The sequence below is a fragment of the Micromonospora sp. NPDC002575 genome (assembly GCF_042889525.1).
Taxonomy (GTDB): domain Bacteria; phylum Actinomycetota; class Actinomycetes; order Mycobacteriales; family Micromonosporaceae; genus Micromonospora; species Micromonospora carbonacea.
This window is the reverse complement of sequence record NZ_JBIARA010000007.1, coordinates 102,939-121,777: the sequence shown is the minus strand read 5'-3', so window position 1 is coordinate 121,777 and position 18,839 is coordinate 102,939. Positions and strand designations below refer to the sequence as shown.

The window sequence follows — 18,839 nt, the reverse complement described above, 5'->3', positions numbered from 1 at the left end:
CGGAACGATCGTTCGCGCGTACAGTGATCTCATGCGCGCAGGCCGTGTGGATCATGCAGTTGACCACGACGGAGCGGTGGAACTGCTGCGGCGCTCGTATGCCGCGGTGCCCGCCGGCGAGACCGTCCGACTGGCCAAACGCACCTCCAACCTGTTCCGCCCGCGATCCGCCCCGAGCGTCCCCGGCCTGGACGTCAGCGGCCTCGGCGGGGTGATCGACGTCGACCCGGTCGCCCGCACCGCCGACGTGCAGGGCATGTGCACCTACGAGCGGCTGGTCGCCGCGACCCTGCCGCACGGGCTGATGCCGCTGGTGGTGCCGCAGTTGCGCACCATCACCCTGGGCGGCGCGGTCACCGGGCTCGGCATCGAGTCCACCTCGTTCCGGCACGGCCTGCCGCACGAGTCCGTCCTGGAGCTGGACGTCCTCACCGGCGCGGGCGAGATCGTCACCGCCCGGCCCGACGGGGAGCACGCCGACCTCTTCGCCGCCTTCCCCAACTCGCTGGGCAGCCTCGGCTACGCCACCCGGCTGCGCATCGAGCTCGCCCCGGTGCGCACGTACGTGGCCCTGCGCAACGTCCGCTTCACCGACCTCGACGCGCTGACCGACGCGATCGGCGAGGTGACCGCCACCGGCTCCTGGGCCGGCGAGCCGGTCGACGCGATGGACGGGGTGATGTTCAGCCCCGGCGAGGCGTACCTCGTGCTGGCGACCTTCACCGACGACGCGCCGCGGGTAAGCGACTACACCGGCCAGGGCATCTATTACCGCTCGCTGCCCCGGCGCACCCGCGACTGGCTGACCACCCACGACTACCTGTGGCGCTGGGACACCGACTGGTTCTGGTGTTCGGCGGCGTTCGGCGCGCAGCACCCGGTCGTGCGGAGGCTCTGGCCTGCCCGGTTGCGGCGCAGCGACGTCTACCACCGCCTCGTCCGGCTGGAGCACCGGCACCAGGTGGCGGCCCGCATCGACCGGCTGCGCGGCCAGCCGGCCCGCGAGCGGGTGGTGCAGGACGTGGAGATCCCCCTGGAGGGCACGGCCGGCTTCCTGCGCTGGTTCGCCCGCGAGGTGCGGATGTCCCCGGTCTGGCTCTGCCCGCTGCGGCTGCGCGAGCCGACCGGCCCCGGTTCGGCGCGGGCCTGGCCGCTATATCCGCTGCGGCCCGGCCAGAACTACGTCAACATCGGCTTCTGGGGGACCGTGCCGATCACCGGGGGCGCCGCCGACGGCGACGTCAACCGGCTGGTCGAGCGCGCGGTGTCCGACGCGGGCGGCCACAAGTCGCTCTACTCGGACGCGTACTACGACCGCGAGGCGTTCGACCGGCTCTACGGCGGGGACACCTGGCGCGCGGTGAAGGACCGTTACGACCCGGACCACCGGCTCACCGGACTTTACGAGAAGGCGGTAGCGCGAAAATGAGCCTGATTGACCGAGAACAGGGGGCGGCCGACGTCCCGTCCGTCCCGCCGGCCGGGGGCCGGCGCGCGACCCCGACCGTGGCCGATGTGGTCCGTGCCGTCACGGCCGGGGCCCTACCGGTGCGGATCACGGGGTACGACGGCAGCGCCGTCGGCCCGGCCGACGCCGGCATCACCCTGGCCGTCCGCTCCGAGCGGGGCCTGTCCTACCTGCTGACCGCCCCGGGCGACCTGGGCATGGCGCGGGCCTACGTCAGCGGCGACCTGGAGCTGGGCGGCGTGCACCCCGGCGACCCGTACGAGGCGCTGCGGGTGCTCAAGGACGAGCTGAAGCTGCGCCCGCCGTCGCTGGCCGAGGGGCTGGCCCTGGTGCGCGGGCTGGGCTGGGAGCGGCTGATGCCCCCGCCGCCCCCGCCGCAGGAGGCCGCGCCGCGCTGGAAGCGGGTGGTGAACGGGCTGCGGCACTCCCGCACCCGGGACAGCACCGCCATCTCCCACCACTACGACGTGTCGAACGCCTTCTACGAGCTGGTGCTCGGGCCCTCGATGACGTACACGTGCGCCGTGTTCCGCAGCCCCGACGACACGCTGGAGCAGGCCCAGGCGGCGAAGTACGACCTGGTCGCCGGGAAGCTCGGGCTGAAGCCGGGGATGCGGCTGCTCGACGTCGGCTGCGGCTGGGGCGGCATGGTCCGGCACGCGGCCCGGGAATACGGCGTGCAGGCGCTGGGCGTGACCCTGTCCCGGGCGCAGGCGCAGTGGGCGCAGGCGGCCATCGAGCGGGAGGGGCTGTCGGAGCTGGCCGAGGTGCGGCACCTGGACTACCGGGACGCCCCGCGCGAGCAGTTCGACGTGATCTCCTCGATCGGCCTGACCGAGCACATCGGGGTCCGCAACTACCCGGCCTACTTCCGGGCGCTGGGCGGCCGGTTGCGCCCCGGCGGGCGGCTGCTCAACCACTGCATCACCCGGGCCGACAACCGGGCCCCGCACCGCTCGGGCGCGTTCATCGACCGGTACGTCTTCCCCGACGGCGAGCTGGCCGGGCCGGGCCGGCTGATCAGCGAGATCCACGACGCGGGGCTGGAGGTGCACCACGAGGAGAACCTGCGCCAGCACTACGCGCTGACCCTCGCCGGCTGGTGCCGCAACCTGGTCGAGCACTGGGACGAGTGCGTGGCCGAGGTGGGCCTGGGCACCGCCCGGGTGTGGGGACTCTACATGGCAGGGTCGCGGCTGGCGTTCGAGCGCAACGAGATCCAGCTCCATCAGGTGCTGGCCACCCGCAACGGCCCGCGCGGGGTGAACGGCTACCCGCTGCGGCCGGACTGGTCGGCCTGACCGGCGGGCGCTGACGAGAGGGGACGGCCGCGTCGGCCGTCCCCTCTCGTCGAACCTATTGACAAGAAGTTTTTGTACGTACAAACTGGTTTTGCCATGAGAGACGTCCTGTACCTCGAAGAGATGTCGCAGGCCGAGACCCTGCTCAAGCCGCAGCGGATCGAGGTGCTGCGGCAGCTCGCCGAGCCCGGCACCTGCACCGAGGTCGCCGCCCGGCTCGGCCAGACCCCGCAGCGGGTCTACTACCACGTCAAGCAGCTCGTCGCGGCCGGCCTGGCCGAGCAGGTGTCCGAGCGCAGGGTGCGCGGCATCAGCGAGGGCATCTACCAGGCCGCCGCCCGCTCCTACTGGCTCTCGCCCCGGCTCGTCGGCCGCATCGGCGGGCTGCGCCGGGCCCGCGACGAGCTGAGCCTCGGCCACCTGCTCGACCTCATGGAGGAGGTCCAGGCCGACGTCGCGGCGCTGGACCGGGCGGCCCCCGAGCTGCCGTCGATCGGCGTCTCCGGGGAGATCCGGGTGCCGGCCGAGCGCCGGCAGGAGTTCCTGGCCGACCTGCGCGCCGCACTGGAAGACCTGTTCACCCGCTACGGGGGCGCCGAGGGAGACGCCTTCAAGCTCGCCGTGGCCTGCTATCCCAAGGGAGAAGATCATGACTGAACCGATGACCCTGCGCGCCCGCCTCGCCGCGCCCGTCGAGACCGTCCACCGGGCGCTCACCGACCCGGCCGAGCTGCGCGTGTGGCTGGCCGAGCACGCCGAGGTGGAGCTGCCCCAGCGGTACGCGTTCTGGGGGCGCCACACCCCCGAGGGCGACGCCCCGCACCAGCGGCTGCTGCACGCCGACGAGCGGACGCTGCGCTTCGGCTGGCTGCTCGACGGGGTGGAGACCACCACCGAGTTCACCCTGGAGCCGGACGGTGACGCGACGATCCTCACCCTCCGGCAGAGCCACTTCGACTTCGCCGAGGCGATGAGCGGCAGCACGATCCGGGGCGTGCTCCAGACGTACTGGGCGCTGGCGATCGCCAACCTGGCCGCCCACCTGGAGGGCCGCCAGCTCCTGCCGCGCACCGACTTCACGTCCGCCGACCTGCGCGGGGAACTGCTCATCGCCGCCCCGCTGGCCAAGGTGTACGAGTCGCTGACCGACTCGGCGCAGGCCAGCGCCTGGTTCGGCTACCCGATCGGCATCGAGCCCTGGGTCGGCGGCCGGTACGCCATGGGCGGCTTCGAGGCCGGCTACGCGGCGAAGATCATCGACCTGGAGCCGGGCCGCCGGATGTCGGTCGACTGGGGCCCGACGGGCGTCACCACCTGGGAGCTGGCCGAGTCGCAGGGCAGGACCAAGCTCACCTTCGTGCAGAGCGGCTTCGACGAGCAGAACCCGCCGTACGGGGCGTGGAGCGGCACGGTCTCGGGGCTCGGCGAGCTGGTCCGGTTCCACGAGCTGCCCGACTGGCAGCCGATCTGGCTCCCGGAGCCGACCCCGGTCTCCTGAGGTGCCCGATCCGGTGGCGGCGTCGACCGAGGCGTAGGTCGAAGATCGTGCTCGATCGCGGATCGAGTGGCCTCCGACTCGGAGCGACACCACTCTTTCCCTGATCGAGCACGATCTTGTCGCCCGTTCGCAGGGGTCTGCGGCGCGTGGACGGATCATGAGGCATCGGCAGGTGCAGAAGCGGGCGCGGCTGGGTACTGCGGGGCGATGTTCTTCATCTTCGGGCTCCGCACCAGGGTCGACCGGTCGGGCGTGGCGCAGCAGGTGTGCCGCAACTGCGGCAACCACGCCGCCCAGGTGATCAGCCGTCGGTCGACGAAGTTCACCCTCTTCTTCGTCCCGCTGATCCCGATCCGCACCCGCCACGTCCAGCAGTGCACCTTTTGCGGCGTCCAGCACGAGATCTCCGCCGCCGAGGCCGCGCGCCTCCCGGTCGGCTGACCCGCCGATGGCCCGCTTCCTCTGCTGGCTGATCGGCCGCCGTCCCCTGACCGGCGACCAGCCCGAGACCGTGCCCCAGCCCGTGACCGGTCCCCAGCCCGTGACCGAGCCCGTGCCCGAGCCGGATACGACCGCGCGCGCCGCCTCCCGCGCGTCCTGCACCCCGGGCCGCCGGCCCCGCCGCCGCCCGCTGGCCGGCACCGCCCTGCCCCGCTCGCCCTGGAACCGCTCCGCCGACCGCTGACCCCTGACCGGCCCGCCTGACTCCTGACCGGCCCGCCTGACCCCTGACCGGCCCGCCGACCGCTGTCCGCCTTGGGCCTGCGGCGACGCGCTGTGATCTCCGCCCCAACCCGGCACCGCCCCGCCCACGACACCTAGGCTGGGGCCGCCGCGAAGAACGGGGAGAATCGTGCGCAACCATCCGGCGGTCGTGCTGGTCGCCGTCCTGCTGTCCACCATCTCGTTGCCGATCTCGCTGACCGGCGCCTCGGTCGCGTTGCCGGACATCGGCCGCGACCTCGACGCCGGGCTGGCCGGGGTGCAGTGGGTGGTGAACGGCTACAACGCCACCTTCGCCAGCTTCATGCTCGCCACCGGCGCGCTCGCCGACCTGCTCGGCCGCCGCCGCGTCTACGCCACCGGCCTGGCGCTCTTCGCCGCCGCCGGGCTGGCCGGCGCGTTCGTCGACGACATCGTGCTGCTCGATGCCGCCCGGGTGCTCGCCGGCATCGGCGCGGCTGCCGCCGCGACCAGCGCCGCCGCCCTGCTGGCCGGCGCGTTCCCGGGGGCGGGGCAGGCCCGCGCGTTCAGCCTCTTCGGCACGGCCATCGGCGCCGGCCTCGCGTTCGGCCCGTCGATCGCGGGGCTGCTGATCGAGGCGTTCGGCTGGCGGGCCGTGTTCGTCGTCCCGGCGCTGGTCGCCTGCGCGGTCCTCGGCATCGTGCCGCTGCTGCCGGAGTCCCGCCAGCCGCACGCCGGGCGGGTCGACTGGCCCGGCACCGTGTCGTTCACGGCCGCGCTGCTGCTGCTCATCTTCGGCTTCGTGCAGGGCCCCGAGCTCGGCTGGTCCGCCCCGGTGATCGTGGTGGCCTTCGTCGCGGCGGTGGCCCTGCTGGCCGTCTTCGTGCGGGTGGAGCGCCGTCGCGCCGCGCCGATGTTCGACCTGGCCCTGCTGGCGAACCCCCGGTTCGTCGGCGTCTGCCTGGCGGCGGCCACCATCGTCGCGGTGCTGGTGCCGCTGCTGGTCTACCTGCCGTCGTACCTGACGACCGTCGTCGGGCTGAGCCCCGGCGCGGCCGGCGGCACGCTGATCCTGCTCACCGCGCCGACCCTGGTGCTGCCCCTGCTCAGCGGCGCGTTGACCCGGCTGGTGCCGGCCCCGGCGGTGATCGTGTGCTCCGTGGCGGTGGTCGCGGTGGGGGCGGCCTGGGCCACCGTCATCGCCCCGGGCAGCGGCACCGCGGCGCTGGCCGGGCCCCTGCTGACGATGGGGGTGGGCATCGGCCTGTCGATCGGGCTGCTGGACGCGATCGCGATCGGCAGCGTCGAGCCGGGCCGGGCGGCCACCGGCTCCGGGATGATCAACACCGCCCGGTTGGCCAGCGAGACGATCGCCATCGCGGTGGTCGGGGCGGTGTTGGCCAGCACCACCGCCGGCCGGCTCGCCGACCCGGGCTTCACCTCGGGGCTGCGTACGGTGCTCTGGGCGATGGCCGGGGCGGCGCTGGTCGCCACGGTCGCGGTGGCCTTGTTGGTCCGGCGCGGCGCGGCCCGCGCCGAACCGGCGCGGACCGCCTAAGGTGGCGTGTCGTGACGAGCACCGCGCGGCGACTGGCCGAGATCCGGGGCGGCGGTGCGCCGCGCCGGCACAACGCCCGGACGATCGCCGCGCTGACCGGCAACCCCGGCTGCGACCGCCGGGCCGTGCTGGACAGCGCGGGGGCCGACAAGCCGGGGCTGGCGGAGCGGGTCGGGTTTCCGGCCCGGTTCGGGCAGTCCCGCTTCGCGATCACCCGGGGCAACGCCTTCGAGGCGCAGGTCAAGGCCGACGGCGGGGCCGAGTTGCTGCGGCTGGTCGCCGAGCGGCTGGGCGTGGACCCGACCGGCCCGGCGACCTGGACGGACCTGGGCGCGGAGGACCGGGGCGACCAGCCCGGTGAGCAGGAGCCCGGGCAGCCCGGCCGGGCCGCGCGGTCCCGGGCGGCGCTGGCCGCCGCCGCGCCGGCCGGCGTCGACGACCCGGCCGCCCTGTTCGACCACCCGCTGCTCGGCCTGGACGTCGCCGGCCAGCGGGTGCACCTGGAACCGGACCTGGTGGCGGCCCGGCTCGCCGGCCGGTTCCACGTCGTGGAGATCAAGTCGTTCCCGGTGATCGACGGGCAGGCCGACCCGGGCAAGGTGGCCGCCGCCGCGATCCAGTCCGCCGTCTACGTGCTCGCGCTGCGCGAACTGCTCGCCGCCGAGGGGCACGCCCCGGAGCTGGTCTCCTCCGACGTGGTGCTCGTCTGCCCGCGCGACTTCGCCAACCGGCCCGTCGCCAGCCTGGTCGACGTGCGCAAGCAACTGCTGGTGTTGCGCCGCCAGCTCGACCGGATGGCCCGCGTCGACGACCTGCTGGCCCGGCTGCCCGCCGACTTCACCGCCGACCCGTCGGCCGACCCGCAGCGGCTGCGCCGGTCGCTGTCGTCGGTGCCGGCCCGCTACGCGCCGGACTGCCTGGCGGCCTGCGAGCTGGCCTACTTCTGCCGCGACGAGAACCGCGCCGAGACGGCCGCGCTGGGCCGGCCCGTCCGCGAGGCGCTCGGCGGGGTCGCGACGGTGGCCGAGGTCCTGGCGCTGGCCTCCGGCGCCGACCCCGGCGCGCCCGAGCAGGCGGAGGCCGCCGCGCTGCTGCGGGCCGCGGCCCGGTTGCGCGCCGACGCCCTGGCCGGCCAGCCCGCATGAGTACGCTGCGCGCGCTCGCGAAGGCCCAGGCGCTCGCCGCCGGGGTGGCGCAGCCGGTGGCCACCGTCCGGCACCTGCACCTGTCGGACCGGCCGCTGGTGCTGGTGCCGCTGACCATGGCGGGCGAGGCGAACGCACCCCTCGCGGCGCTGGTCGGCGACGCCCCCGACGCGCCCCGGCTGCTGATCGTGCCGCAGCCGCGCAACCGCGACCAGCGGTTCGCGTTCGCCGCCGAGCTGGCCGGGATCGTGCTGCCCCACCTGGAGTCGTTCCGGGGCGACACGGAGCCGGTCGCGGTCGACCGGGGCCGCGACGTGCGGCACCGGTACGTCGACGCGCCGCAGCTCGTCGTGCCGAACCCGGGCGGGGTGATGTTCCTGCGGCTGTTCGGCCGCTCCACCCGGTTCCGCCGCACCGACGGCGACTACCCGGTGCACCCGTCGGTGTCGCTGCTCGGGCGCTGGCTGACGTTCTTCGCCGAGCGGGCCGAGCACCCCGGCTCGTCGGCGCTGCTGGCGCTGACCGACGCGCTGACCCTGCACTGGGCCACCGGGCAGAGCGCGGTGGAGGACCAGCACCTGCCGGCGGTGCTGGGCTGGCTCGACCCGCCGCCGGGGCTCACCGGCGCGCAGGCGGCGGCCCGCGCCGAGGACCCGGCGCGCTGCCCGCCCGCCGGCCCGGCCACCGACCCGGAGTTCGACAACCGGGTGCTCGCCCCGGCCATCGCCGCGTACGCCGATGCGGCCGACGACGAGGCGACGCGGCGGTCCGCGTACGCGGAGCTGGAGGTGGCGCTGCGCGGCCAGCTCGCGCCCACCTGGGACCTGGTGTGGCGCGGCCTGGGGCTGCTGGCCGCCCTGCCGCCAGGGGCGCGGGTGGCGGGGCGCTGGGCCGGCGACCGGGACGCCTTCACCGGCCACGCGGAGCACGTCGACGCGGGCGGCGGCCCGCAGCCGCGCCGCGACGGCGCGGTGGCGGCGGCCGTGCGCCTGCACCGGCTGGAGCGGGCCGCGGCCTCCTACGCGGTGCAGCGCGCCTACGACGACCCGCTGGTGATGGCCGAGCACCGGCTCACCGGGGAGGCGTTCGTCGGCGACGTGACGCTCGCCGACCCGGCGCGGGTGGACGACACCGGCAAGCGCCCGGTGCTGCGCCCCCGCATCCAGGTGGTGACCACCGAGCCGGTGGCGGTGCCGGTCGGCGCGACGCTGTGCTCGCCGGCCCGGCCGGGGCAGAAGGCGCGGGTGGTCTTCCTGACCCCGGCGGCCGACGGCAAGACCGAGGTGGTGCTGGAGCTCTCCGGCGGGATGGGCCGGGGGCTGACCGCCCCGCCGGGCACGGTGCCGGAGGTGGGGGAGCGGCTCTGCCTCACCACCCTGTCGGACGGGTTCCTGCCGGCGGGGTCGTTCCCCGCCCCGGAGGAGACCCCGTGGACGCACGGCGGCCCGCCGGCCGCCTCCGTCCCCACCGATCCAGCCCCCGGCCCCGCCGCCGGGCCGGGAGACGGCGACCCGGCGGAGGAGTGGGCCTGACCCGTCGCCCCGGTCCGGGGCCGCGCCACCGTCCTCTGTGCACCGGCCTGGCGGCCCGCCCGGTGGCTGGCTACGCTTTCGTGGTTCGCCGTGCGCGCAGGAGAGAGAGCCGGACGACACTGTGCTGCCCCACGACGCACGTCCCGCCCGTGCGGCTCCCGCCCGGGCGGCCCGGCCCGCCCGGGTCGGGCTCGCGGTGGCCGCGGCGATCCTGCTCGTCGAGCTGACCTGGCTGGTCGCCGCCCTGCCCGGCGCGGCCCTGGCCAGCGACCTCACCGCGATCGCCGTGGCGGGCTGGGCCAGCCACGCCTGCGTCCGGGCCGCCCGCCGGCACCCGACGCCGCTGCGCCGGTTCTGGGTGCTGCTCGCGGTCACCATGGGCCTCGCCGCCCTCGGCCGCACCGTGTGGACGGTGCAGCGGCTCGGCGACGACGCCCTGCCGCACACGATGCTCATCGGCGCGCTGTTCACCCTCGGCATCGGCACCGGCACCGCCGCGCTGCTCTGCTGCGCCGCCGCGTCGCGCAACGCCGTCGGCCGGGCCCGCACCGTGCTCGACGGGGTGATCGTCGGGCTCGCCCTCATCCCGATCGGCTGGGTGGTGGTGTTCCGGGACATCGCCGACGCCGACCTGGCCGACCCGCTGCGCACCTTCGGGCTGCTCTACCCGATGCTCGACCTGATGCAGCTGACCATCCTCGTCGCGGTGGCCGGCCCGGCCCGTTCGATGTGGCGGCCCCTCGCCGCGATCGGGGCGAGCCTGGGCACCCGGGCGGTCGCCGACGCCGCGTACGTCTCCCTGTTCGCCCAGGGCAGCTACGCCCCCGGCCATCCGATCGACGTGTGCTGGCCGCTGAGCTACCTGCTGATCGGCGTCGCCGCCCACTATCCGCCGCCCTCGCCCTGGGGCCCTGCCGAGGAGGCCGCCGAGCCGCCGCTGCCGCCGTGGTGGCGCGTCGCCCTGCCGTACCTGCCGGTGGGCGGCGCGATCGTGGCGGTGGTGCTGGCCCGCCGGCCCAACGGGCAGACCCCCCACCTGGTCTTCGTCGGCATGATGGCCCTGCTCGGGGTGCTCGCGCTGCGGCAGGGGCTGGCCGCCAACGAGAACCTGCGGCTCGTCGCCCGGCTGCGTCGGCTCGCCTACACCGACCAGCTCACCGGCCTGCCGAACCGGTTGACCTTCACCCGCCGGCTGCGCCGGGCGCTGCGCGACGGGCCCCCGGTCGCCGTGCTGCTGCTCGACCTGGACGGCTTCAAGCAGGTCAACGACCGGTTCGGGCACGTCACCGGCGACGACCTGCTGAACAGCATCGCCGCCCGGATGAAGGCGGCCGTGGCCGACGACGGCACCGTCGCCCGGCTCGGCGGCGACGAGTTCGCAGTCCTCGTCGACGGCGACCGGGAGGTCCGCCCGGAGCGCCTGGCCGAACGGCTGCTCGACGCCCTGCAACCCTCGCCCGGCGAGGAGGAGGCCGGCGTGCACCCCTCGGCCAGCATCGGCATCGCCGAGTACGGCCCGCAGCACGCCTCCCACACCGACCTGCTCCGCGACGCCGACATCGCCATGTACGCGGCCAAGGCGGCCGGCAAGTCCGCGTACCGTACGTGCACCGATGCGCTGCGGGAGGCGGCGGTGGGCCGCGCCGAGCTGATCGCCGACCTGCGCCGCGCCGTCGACGAGGAACAACTGCACCTGGAGTACCAGCCGATCGTCGACCTGGCCACCGGCGAGGTGCGCAGCGCGGAGGCGCTGGTGCGCTGGCGGCACCCCCGGCTGGGGCTGCTCACCCCCGCCCGGTTCCTGCCGCTGGCCGAGGAGACCGGGCTGATCCTGCCGATCGACCGCTGGGTGATCCACGAGGCGTGCCGGGCAGCCGCCACCTGGCGGGACCGTTGCCCGGACGCCACCGTCGCGGTCAACATCGCCGCCGCCCACCTGCGGCGGCCCGACCTGATCGCCACCGTCACCGCGGCCACCGCCGGCGCCGGCCTCGCCCCCCGCGCGCTCACCCTGGAGCTGACCGAGTCGGCCCTCATCGAGGGCAGCGACGCGGTCCTGGACCGGCTGCGCCAGCTCCGCGACCTGGGCATCCGCATCGCCATCGACGACTTCGGCACCGGATACTCGTCGCTGAGCTACCTGCACCGCATCCCCGCCACGGAGCTGAAGATCGACCGGTCGTTCGTGGCCCGGCTCGGCGAGGACGCCCGCGCGTACGCCACGGTCGAGATGGTGACCCGGCTCGCCGACGCGTTCGACCTGACGGTGGTGGCCGAGGGGGTGGAGACCGACCAGCAGCACGAGGCGGTCACCGCGATCGGCTGCGTGCACGGCCAGGGCTGGCGGTACGGCCGCCCCACCGGCCTCGCCGGCCTGCACGCCGCCCTCACTCCGGCGGCCCGCAACCGGGCCTGACCCCGCCCGGCCCGTGTGTTCTCCCGGCCCGCGTGCTCTCCCGGCCCGTGTGCTTTCCCGGCCCGCGTGGTCTCCCGGCCTGTGTGCTCTTCCGGCCCGTGCCGACGGCCGGCCCGCGGTGGCGGTCCGGCACCGGACCTACAGCACCGGCTCGCCGGCACCGGTCCTTCCGGCCCCTATGGAGCTGAGTCGTCTGCGACATCACGGCCGGGCGCCCGGCGCGCCCGAGGCGTCCTCCCGGGGAGCGCTGCGTCGTCCAGGCCATCCGGCCGGGGGAGCGTCGCGCCGGCCAGGCCATCCGGCCGGGGGAGCGCCGCGCCGGCCAGGCCATCCGGCCCGAGTCGTCCACGACATCAGCTCCCCAGGGAGCGCGACAACCATCCCGCCTCCGGCCGACACCCCGCGAGCAGGCCATCCGGCGGCAGCAAGTCGCCCGCCGCAGCAGCTCACCACAGCAGCTCACAGCAGCAACTCACAGCAGCAGGTCGAGCAGCAGCACGCCCGCGAAGCCGACCACCGAGATGATCGTCTCCAGCACCGACCAGCTCTTGATGGTCTGCCCGACGGTCAGCCCGAAGTACTCCTTCACCAGCCAGAACCCGGCGTCGTTCACGTGCGAGAAGAACAGCGACCCGCAGCCGATCGCCAGGGCCAGCAGGGCCACCCCCGGGCGGTCCATGGTCGCGGCGAGCGGGGCGACGATGCCGGCGGCGGTGATCGTGGCGACCGTCGCCGAGCCCGTGGCGACCCGGATGCCGACGGCGACCAGCCAGCCCAGCAGCAGCGGCGACAGGCTGGCGTCCTTGGCCGCGTCGGCCACCAGGTTGCCCACCCCGGCGTCCACCAGCACCTGCTTGAAGCCGCCGCCGGCCGCGACGATCAGCAGGATGCCCGCGATCGGCGGCAGCGATCCGCCGAGCACCGACGAGACCTGCTTGCGGCTGAACCCGGCCTGGAAGCCGAGGGTGAACATGGCCACGATCACCCCGGCCAGCAGCGCCACGATCGGGGTGCCGACGATGTCGAGGACCCGGCGGCCGGCGGTGCCCTCGGCCAGGGTCAGCTCGCCGATGGCGCGCAGCAGCATCAGCACCACCGGCAGCAGCACGGTGATCACCGCCGGCCAGAACTTCGGTGCCCGCCGGGCGGTCTCGGTGCCCGTGTCGTCCACCGGCGCGCCGGGCCGGCCGGTGCCCGGGTTGACCAGGTCGTCCTCGGTGAGCAGCTCGCCGTCCACGTCGGCCTGCCGCCGCTCGGCCGCCCCCCGCTCGGCCGCCCCCCGCTCGGCCGCCCCCCGCCCGGCCGCTCCCCGCTCCGCCCCGCCGACGGCGGCCGGCGTGCGGGTCGGCAACAGCGCCTCGGGGATGGTCGCGGGCACGTACCGGGAGATCATGTTGCCGAAGACCGGCCCGGCGACGATCACCGTCGGGATGGCGACCAGCAGGCCCAGCCCCAGCGTGAGGCCCAGGTCGGCGTTGAGCGACGAGATCGCCACCAGCGGCCCCGGGTGCGGCGGGACCAGGCCGTGCAGCACCGACAGGCCGGCCAGCGCCGGGATGCCGACCTTCATCAGCGACACGCCGGTACGCTTCGCGACCAGCAGCACGATCGGCACCAGCAACACCACGCCGACCTCGAAGAACAGCGGCAGGCCGATCAGGGCGGCCACCCCGGCCATCGCCCACGGCAGGGCCGGGCCGGAGACCCGGTCGACGATGCGGGAGACGATGCCGTCCGCGCCGCCGGACTCGGCGAGCAGGCCGCCGATCATCGCCCCCAGGGCGATCAGCAGGCCGACCCCGCCGACGGTGGAGCCGACGCCGCCGCTGAACGAGGTGACGATCGCCTCGGCCCCCACCCCGGCGGTGACGCCGAGCACGGCCGCGCCGAGGATCAGCGCCAGGAACGGATGGACCTTGCCCCAGGCGATCAGGACCACCACCGCGGCGATGCCCAGCACGGCCGCGACGATCAGTTGGGCGTCACCGGCGTCGGTGAGGGGTTCCGCCGGTGCGGCGAGCAGTGTGACCACGGTTATCACGACCTTCGGACGGCGTCCGCGCCGGCAGCGGCACGGGCGATCACATGGGTGAGGCGGTGGGGGGTGGCTCCGGCGGGAGGCTCGGGGCCAGCCGCCGCAGGGACGTGAACGTCGGAACGAGCGCGTCGTACAGCTCCGCGTGCAGCGGGAGCAGCGCGGCGTACGTGGCGGCGGCGGCCGGGTCGGGGCGTACCGTCTCGTCGATGCGGACCAGGTCGGCGGCGACGTCGACGGACGCGATCAGGCCGAGGGCCTGCATGCCCAGCAGCGCCGCGCCGAAGCTCGACCCCTCGTGCCCGGCGGGGAAACGCACCGGCATGCCGAGGGCGTCGGCGAGCAGCTGCCGCCACAGCGGGCTGCGGGCGAACCCGCCGCTGGCCCGCACCTCCCGCACCTCGTTGCCGGCGGCCCGCACCGACGCCAGCACCAGGGCGAGCTGCTGGCAGACCCCCTCCAGCGCCGCCCGGACCAGGTGCTCGCGGCGGTGGCCGTGGGTCAGCCCCACGTACGCCCCGCGCGGCAGCGCGCTCCAGTGCGGCGCGCGCTCGCTGAGCAGGTACGGCAGCATGATCAGCCCGCCGGAGCCGGCGGGGGCGCGGGCGGCCAGCGCGAGCAGCTCCTCCTCGGAGTCCTCGCCCAGCTCGGGGGCGAGCGCGTCGCCGGCCCACTGCAGGACGATCCCGCCGTTGTTGATCGCGCCCCCGACCACCCAACGGTCCTCGGTCAGCGCATAGCAGAACACCCCGCCGAGCGGGTCCACGGCGGGGCGCTCGACCATCACCCGCATCGCCCCGCTGGTGCCGATCGAGCAGGCCACCACGCCCGGGCGCACCGCGCCGAGCCCCAGGTTGGCCAGCGGCCCGTCACCGGCGCCGACCACGATCGGGGTGTCCGCCGGCAGCCCGGTGGCGGCGGCGCACTCGGCGGTGAGCCCCGGCAGGACCCTGGTGGTCGCCACGAGCTGCGGCAACTGCTCCTCGGTGATTCCCGCGATCCGCAGCGCCTCGGCGTCCCAGGCCCGGGTCTGGATGTCCATCAGGCCGCTGGCGGACGCCACCGAGTGGTCGGTGACCAGCGTCTCGCACAGCCGCAGCAGCACGTAGTCCTTGATGCCGACCCAGTGCGCGACCCGCTCGAACAGCTTCGGCTCCTGCTCGGCGAACCAGACCAGCTTCGGCAGCGGCGCCATCGGGTGCACCGGGGTCCCGGTGCGCCGGTGCAGCGCCAGCCCCGACCGGGCGGCGCGCAGCCGTTCGGCCTGCCGGCTGGCGCGGGAGTCCGCCCACGTCACCGACGGGGTGAGCGGCTGGCCGTCGGCGTCCAGCCCGATCAGGCTGTGCATCGCGGTGCTGAACGACAGCCCCGCGACCGGGCCGGGCAGCTCGGCCACCACCGCGCGGACCGTCTCCACGACCGCGTCGAAGATCAGCAGCGGGTCCTGCTCGGCGTAGCCGGGGCTCGGCTCGTCCAGCGGGTACCCCACCGAGTGGCTGGCGAGCTGCCGCCCGTCGGTGTCGTACGCGACGCTCTTCGTGCTGGTGGTGCCGATGTCGACCCCGATCACCACGCGCGGGTGCTGGTCCGGGTCGGCCACGGCTCCTCCTCGGCGTCGGCGGGGCCGGCACGCCCGCCGCGCCCGGCTGTGGAAGGCGATACCCAGTGATCCACCTCCCCACACGGTTCGCGGCGGGGAACGTGTTCGCGGCGGGGAACGTGAACCGGCGCGCTGCCATCCGCCTACGGTGCGGTTTGTTCCACCGATCGGGTGATTAGCCCGTTTCGGCGGGTACGTCGGGTTCGTCGGCGCCGTTGATCCGGGTGACACCCCGGTTGGTGGCTCGCGCGGCGAAGGAGTCGGCGTGGCGAAGACTGATTCGACGGGTTCCACCTGGCGGCCTTCGACGGCTTCCACGTGGCGGTACCGGTGGGCGCACCGGCAGAACGAGCGGCGGCAGCGGACGTACCGCGACGCCGAGCGGGCCTGGCGGCGACGCGACGACGAGCTGCGGCGGCTGCGCGCGGCGGCGGCCGACTTCGGCCGGCAGGCCACCGCCGGAGCCGGCCTGCCCCTGGAGCTCGCCCCCGGCGAGCGGGTGTTCTGGGCGCTGCCCGCCGTGCAACTGGTCGAGCTGCGGCACACCGCCGTGCTCCCCGCCCCCGACCTGTGCGTCGACCCCGGCCGGTCCGCGCTGCACCACCGACGCCCCGACGGGGTCAAGGTCACCGACGCCGGCCTCGCCGTGCTCACCGACCGCCGCCTCGTCCTGCTCGGCGGGCGGGGCCGGCGCGACTGGGCGTACGGGAGGATGACCGGCCTGGCCCACGACCCGGCGGCGCCGGTCACGCTGATCCAGGTCCTCGACCGGCGGCGCACCTCCGGCCTGCTGCTGCCCGCCGACGCCGCCGCCGAGTTCCGGTTCACCCTCACCCTGGCATTCGCCGAGGCCATCGAGCAGCGGGGCGCGGTGCTCGCCCAGCTCGACGAGCTGATCGCCGAACACGACCAGACCCGGCCGTTCCGCCCCGCCATCGCCACCCCCGCCCAGGCCCGGATCACCTCCCTCGTGCCCGGCGGCCGGCGTACCGTCGCGGTGGCCGCCGCCGCGGCGCTGCTGGTGCCCGCGGCGCTGTTCGAGTCGGACCCGCCGGTGCGGCCCGGCTCGGACGTCGCCGCCGCCGCCACCGCCGCGCCCACCCCCGGGTCGGCCGTGCTCCCCACCGCCCGCGCCGCCTCGACGCCGGCGTCGAAGCCGCGGCGGCAGGGCGCACCGTCCGCCGGCCCGCCGGCCGCGAAGCGCGACCCGCTCTGCGGCGCGCCGGCCAACCCCTTCGGGTACGACTACTGCGGCGGCTCCCGCATCCGCCGGCCCGACGTGCGGGTGTGCGACTACTTCGACTGCGGGCAGGACTTCTGGGCCGGGACGGGGTACCTGGTGCAGTGCCGCGACGGCGCGCTCACCCTCACCGGCGGGCGGGCCGACGTCTGCGCCGCCCACGACGGCCTGCGCCGTACCGTCTGGACCTGACTCCTCCGTTCGGTCAGGTGGCGCGCGTGTCGCACCATCGTCGGCATGCTCAACCTCAAGCGGGACCGCCACCGCAAGAAGAAGCGGCGCGGCGGGGACTCCTGCACCGACTGCGACTGCGACGGCCCGGACTGCTGCGACTTCGGGCTCTTCTCGTTCCTGCTCACCCTCGGCTCGGTGGCCGCCGGGGCGACCCGCGCGCCGGTCGTCGACCGGGCCGGCCGGGCCGCGATCCTCGGCTACCGGCGGTGGCTGTCGCACCGCTGGCCGGGCCAGTGCCGCTACACCCCCACGTGCAGCGCGTACGGGTTGGCCGCCGTCGAGCGGCACGGCCTGGCCGTGGGCGGGCGGATGGCCGCCGAGCGGCTGCGCCGCTGCAAGCCGCACGTGCCCCGGGGTACCCACGACCCGGTCCGCTGACCGCCCTCTGCTGGACCTTGGACAGTTGTCGTCCGCTGGCGACTGTCCGCTGGCGACGACAACTGTCCAAGAATGCGTTGCTGCTCCGGGGCGCTCGGGCCGTCGGGGAGGGAAGGGCCGCACCGCGACTTTCTGACATTTCGCTCCTACGCTTCGCGCGACGACATCGAAGCCAATTCCCGGCTGGCTCGGCCGAGTCGGCGTCGCGGGCGCGGTCACCGTGCTCGTCGCGGCCACGCTGGCCGGTACCGCTCAGCAGCTCATGGCCGCGAAACCGGTCCCGACGCCAAGCCCGGTTTCGCCGCCAGGCCCGGTTCCGTCGCCACCCACGCCGTGGCCGTTACGACGTGCCCGGCGCGCGGGTGGTGCACCAGTTCGGCTACCCCGGTCCAGCTCGGACAAGGCCCGCCAAGGGCTGCCCGAGTACACCGGTGAACGCCTTGCCCTCTACACGGGCCCAGCGGTGAAGCAGCAGGCGACCGAGGATTGGCCGGCGCCGCCCGGCCAGTGGGGCGTCGAGTGCGTGATGGGCGGTGGCTCCAGCGGCGGCCCGCTGTCGGTGCGGTCGCAGGGCAGCAACGCGTTCACCCTCACCCGCCCTGCGCCACCACCACCAATCGCACTATCAGGGGTACGTCTGCGGCCAGCCCCCGCGCCCCTTGGTGACGGCAGCCCGCCGGCTGCGTCTTCCGCCTCGGTGATCAAGAGAAAAGTGTCAGAGTTGATCTCGACGATGACGCAAACCTCTTGATCACCGAGGCGAGGCGAGGCGGGCCCGGTGCAGCACCGGGGCCAGCACCGGGGCGAGGGCGGGGGCGGGCTGGGCGTGTGGTTGGGCGGCGACGCTCTACAGTCGACGAGTCCCGTTGATCTTGCGGCGAGAGGGTTTGGATGCGGATCGGCATCAACACGTGGGCGTGGGTGGCGCCGCTGACCGACGAGGCGCTTGCCCGGCTGGCCCCACGGATCAGGGCGTGGGGCTTCGACGCCGTCGAGCTGACCGTCCAGGCGCCCGGCGACTGGGATCCCGCGTCGGCGGCCGACCTGCTCGCCGGGCTGGAGCTGGCTCCCGCCGTCTGCGCCGGCCTGCTGCCCGGGCACGACCTGCTCGCCGACGACGAGGAGGTCGTGCGGCGTACGGAGGAGTTCGTGCGGCACTGCGTGCAGGTCGCGGGCCGGGTGGGCGCCGCCGTGGTGGCGGGCCCGCTCTACGCCCCGGCCGGCCGGCGGTGGCTGCTCGACGCGGACGCCCGGCGGGCCGCCACCGCCCGCCTCGTGGCGCGGCTCCGGCCGCTGGCCGACGAGGCCGCCGGGCAGGGCGTGACGATCGCCCTCGAACCGCTCAACCGGTTCGAGACGAGCCTGATCAACACCGTCGAGCAGGCGCTGGAGGTGGTGGACGGCGTCCCCGGCCTGGGCCTCGCCCTGGACACCTTCCACCTGAACATCGAGGAACGCGACCTGCCGGCCGCCATCCGGCTGGCCGGCGACCACCTCGCGCACGTCCAGGTGTGCGGCAACGACCGGGGGACGCCCGGCGGCGACCACCTCGACTGGCCGGGGATGTTCGACGCGCTGACCGGCATCGGCTACTGCGGCCAGGTGAGCATCGAGTCGTTCACCGCCGAGGCACTGGCCGTGCCGATGTCCGTGTGGCGGCCCCTCGCCGCCGGCCCCGACGCCCTCGCCGTCGAGGGGTTGGCGTTCCTGCGCGGCCTGACCGGGCGTAATCTCCGGTGACCAGGGGGGA

At 75.2% G+C, this 18,839-nt stretch carries 15 protein-coding genes; 13 read left to right on the top strand and 2 right to left on the bottom strand.

What is annotated here, in order from left to right; genetic code table 11:
- Window positions 1-31 precede the first annotated feature (31 nt).
- The 10 genes from ACFYWL_RS13490 (at window position 32) to ACFYWL_RS13445 (ending at window position 11,602) form a co-directional block, all read left to right on the top strand.
- Complete coding sequence (locus ACFYWL_RS13490; protein ID WP_386971659.1) at window positions 32-1,429, top strand: FAD-binding oxidoreductase; 1,398 nt, start codon at window positions 32-34, stop codon at window positions 1,427-1,429.
- Window positions 1,426-2,769, top strand: coding sequence for a class I SAM-dependent methyltransferase (locus ACFYWL_RS13485; protein WP_386971656.1), 1,344 nt, complete (start codon window positions 1,426-1,428; stop codon window positions 2,767-2,769). The genes ACFYWL_RS13490 and ACFYWL_RS13485 overlap by 4 nt, the downstream gene beginning before the upstream one ends.
- 96 nt (window positions 2,770-2,865) lie before the next feature.
- Window positions 2,866-3,426, top strand: a complete 561-nt coding sequence (locus tag ACFYWL_RS13480) for a helix-turn-helix domain-containing protein (RefSeq protein WP_386971653.1) — start codon at window positions 2,866-2,868, stop codon at window positions 3,424-3,426.
- A complete protein-coding gene (locus tag ACFYWL_RS13475) occupies window positions 3,419-4,267 on the top strand; it encodes an SRPBCC domain-containing protein (RefSeq protein WP_386971650.1) in 849 nt (282 codons plus the stop codon). Before ACFYWL_RS13480 ends, ACFYWL_RS13475 begins: the two co-directional genes overlap by 8 nt.
- Before the next feature lie 207 nt (window positions 4,268-4,474).
- Window positions 4,475-4,708 carry a zinc-ribbon domain-containing protein gene (locus tag ACFYWL_RS13470; RefSeq protein WP_386971647.1) on the top strand — a complete coding sequence of 78 codons (234 nt, stop codon included), beginning with the start codon at window positions 4,475-4,477 and terminating at the stop codon, window positions 4,706-4,708.
- A 7-nt stretch (window positions 4,709-4,715) separates the two neighbouring features.
- On the top strand, window positions 4,716-4,952 hold the full coding sequence (locus ACFYWL_RS13465; RefSeq protein ID WP_386971644.1) for a hypothetical protein: 237 nt from the start codon (window positions 4,716-4,718) through the stop codon (window positions 4,950-4,952).
- A 168-nt stretch (window positions 4,953-5,120) separates the two neighbouring features.
- Window positions 5,121-6,509, top strand: a complete 1,389-nt coding sequence (locus tag ACFYWL_RS13460; protein ID WP_386971642.1) for an MFS transporter — start codon at window positions 5,121-5,123, stop codon at window positions 6,507-6,509.
- Window positions 6,510-6,520: 11 nt separating this feature from the next.
- Window positions 6,521-7,654 carry a hypothetical protein gene (locus ACFYWL_RS13455; protein ID WP_386971639.1) on the top strand — a complete coding sequence of 378 codons (1,134 nt, stop codon included), beginning with the start codon at window positions 6,521-6,523 and terminating at the stop codon, window positions 7,652-7,654.
- Complete coding sequence (locus tag ACFYWL_RS13450) at window positions 7,651-9,186, top strand: hypothetical protein (RefSeq protein WP_386971637.1); 1,536 nt, start codon at window positions 7,651-7,653, stop codon at window positions 9,184-9,186. Before ACFYWL_RS13455 ends, ACFYWL_RS13450 begins: the two co-directional genes overlap by 4 nt.
- A 121-nt stretch (window positions 9,187-9,307) precedes the next feature.
- On the top strand, window positions 9,308-11,602 hold the full coding sequence (locus ACFYWL_RS13445; protein ID WP_386971635.1) for a putative bifunctional diguanylate cyclase/phosphodiesterase: 2,295 nt from the start codon (window positions 9,308-9,310) through the stop codon (window positions 11,600-11,602).
- A gap of 472 nt (window positions 11,603-12,074) precedes the next feature.
- On the opposite strand, the gene ACFYWL_RS13440 is transcribed toward ACFYWL_RS13445, so the two are convergent.
- Together ACFYWL_RS13440 and ACFYWL_RS13435 are read right to left on the bottom strand one after the other, a co-directional pair.
- Window positions 12,075-13,634, bottom strand: a complete 1,560-nt coding sequence (locus tag ACFYWL_RS13440; protein ID WP_386971632.1) for an SLC13 family permease — start codon at window positions 13,632-13,634, stop codon at window positions 12,075-12,077.
- Window positions 13,635-13,683: 49 nt separating this feature from the next.
- Window positions 13,684-15,237: a gluconokinase gene (locus ACFYWL_RS13435; RefSeq protein ID WP_386971629.1), complete on the bottom strand. Its 1,554-nt coding sequence runs from the start codon at window positions 15,235-15,237 to the stop codon at window positions 13,684-13,686.
- Between the two features lie 265 nt (window positions 15,238-15,502).
- On the opposite strand from ACFYWL_RS13435, the gene ACFYWL_RS13430 reads away from it, so the two are divergent.
- The 3 genes from ACFYWL_RS13430 to ACFYWL_RS13420 all read left to right on the top strand — a co-directional run bounded on the left by ACFYWL_RS13430 (window position 15,503) and on the right by ACFYWL_RS13420 (window position 18,829).
- Window positions 15,503-16,669 (top strand): hypothetical protein, encoded by a 1,167-nt coding sequence (locus ACFYWL_RS13430; protein ID WP_386971626.1) that lies wholly within the window; start codon window positions 15,503-15,505, stop codon window positions 16,667-16,669.
- 45 nt (window positions 16,670-16,714) lie between these two features.
- Window positions 16,715-17,089 carry a membrane protein insertion efficiency factor YidD gene (yidD, locus tag ACFYWL_RS13425; protein ID WP_386971623.1) on the top strand — a complete coding sequence of 125 codons (375 nt, stop codon included), beginning with the start codon at window positions 16,715-16,717 and terminating at the stop codon, window positions 17,087-17,089.
- A gap of 891 nt (window positions 17,090-17,980) precedes the next feature.
- The gene (locus ACFYWL_RS13420) at window positions 17,981-18,829 is read left to right on the top strand and encodes a sugar phosphate isomerase/epimerase family protein (RefSeq protein ID WP_386971620.1); all 849 of its coding nucleotides are present in this window, start codon (window positions 17,981-17,983) and stop codon (window positions 18,827-18,829) included.
- Window positions 18,830-18,839 lie beyond the last annotated feature (10 nt).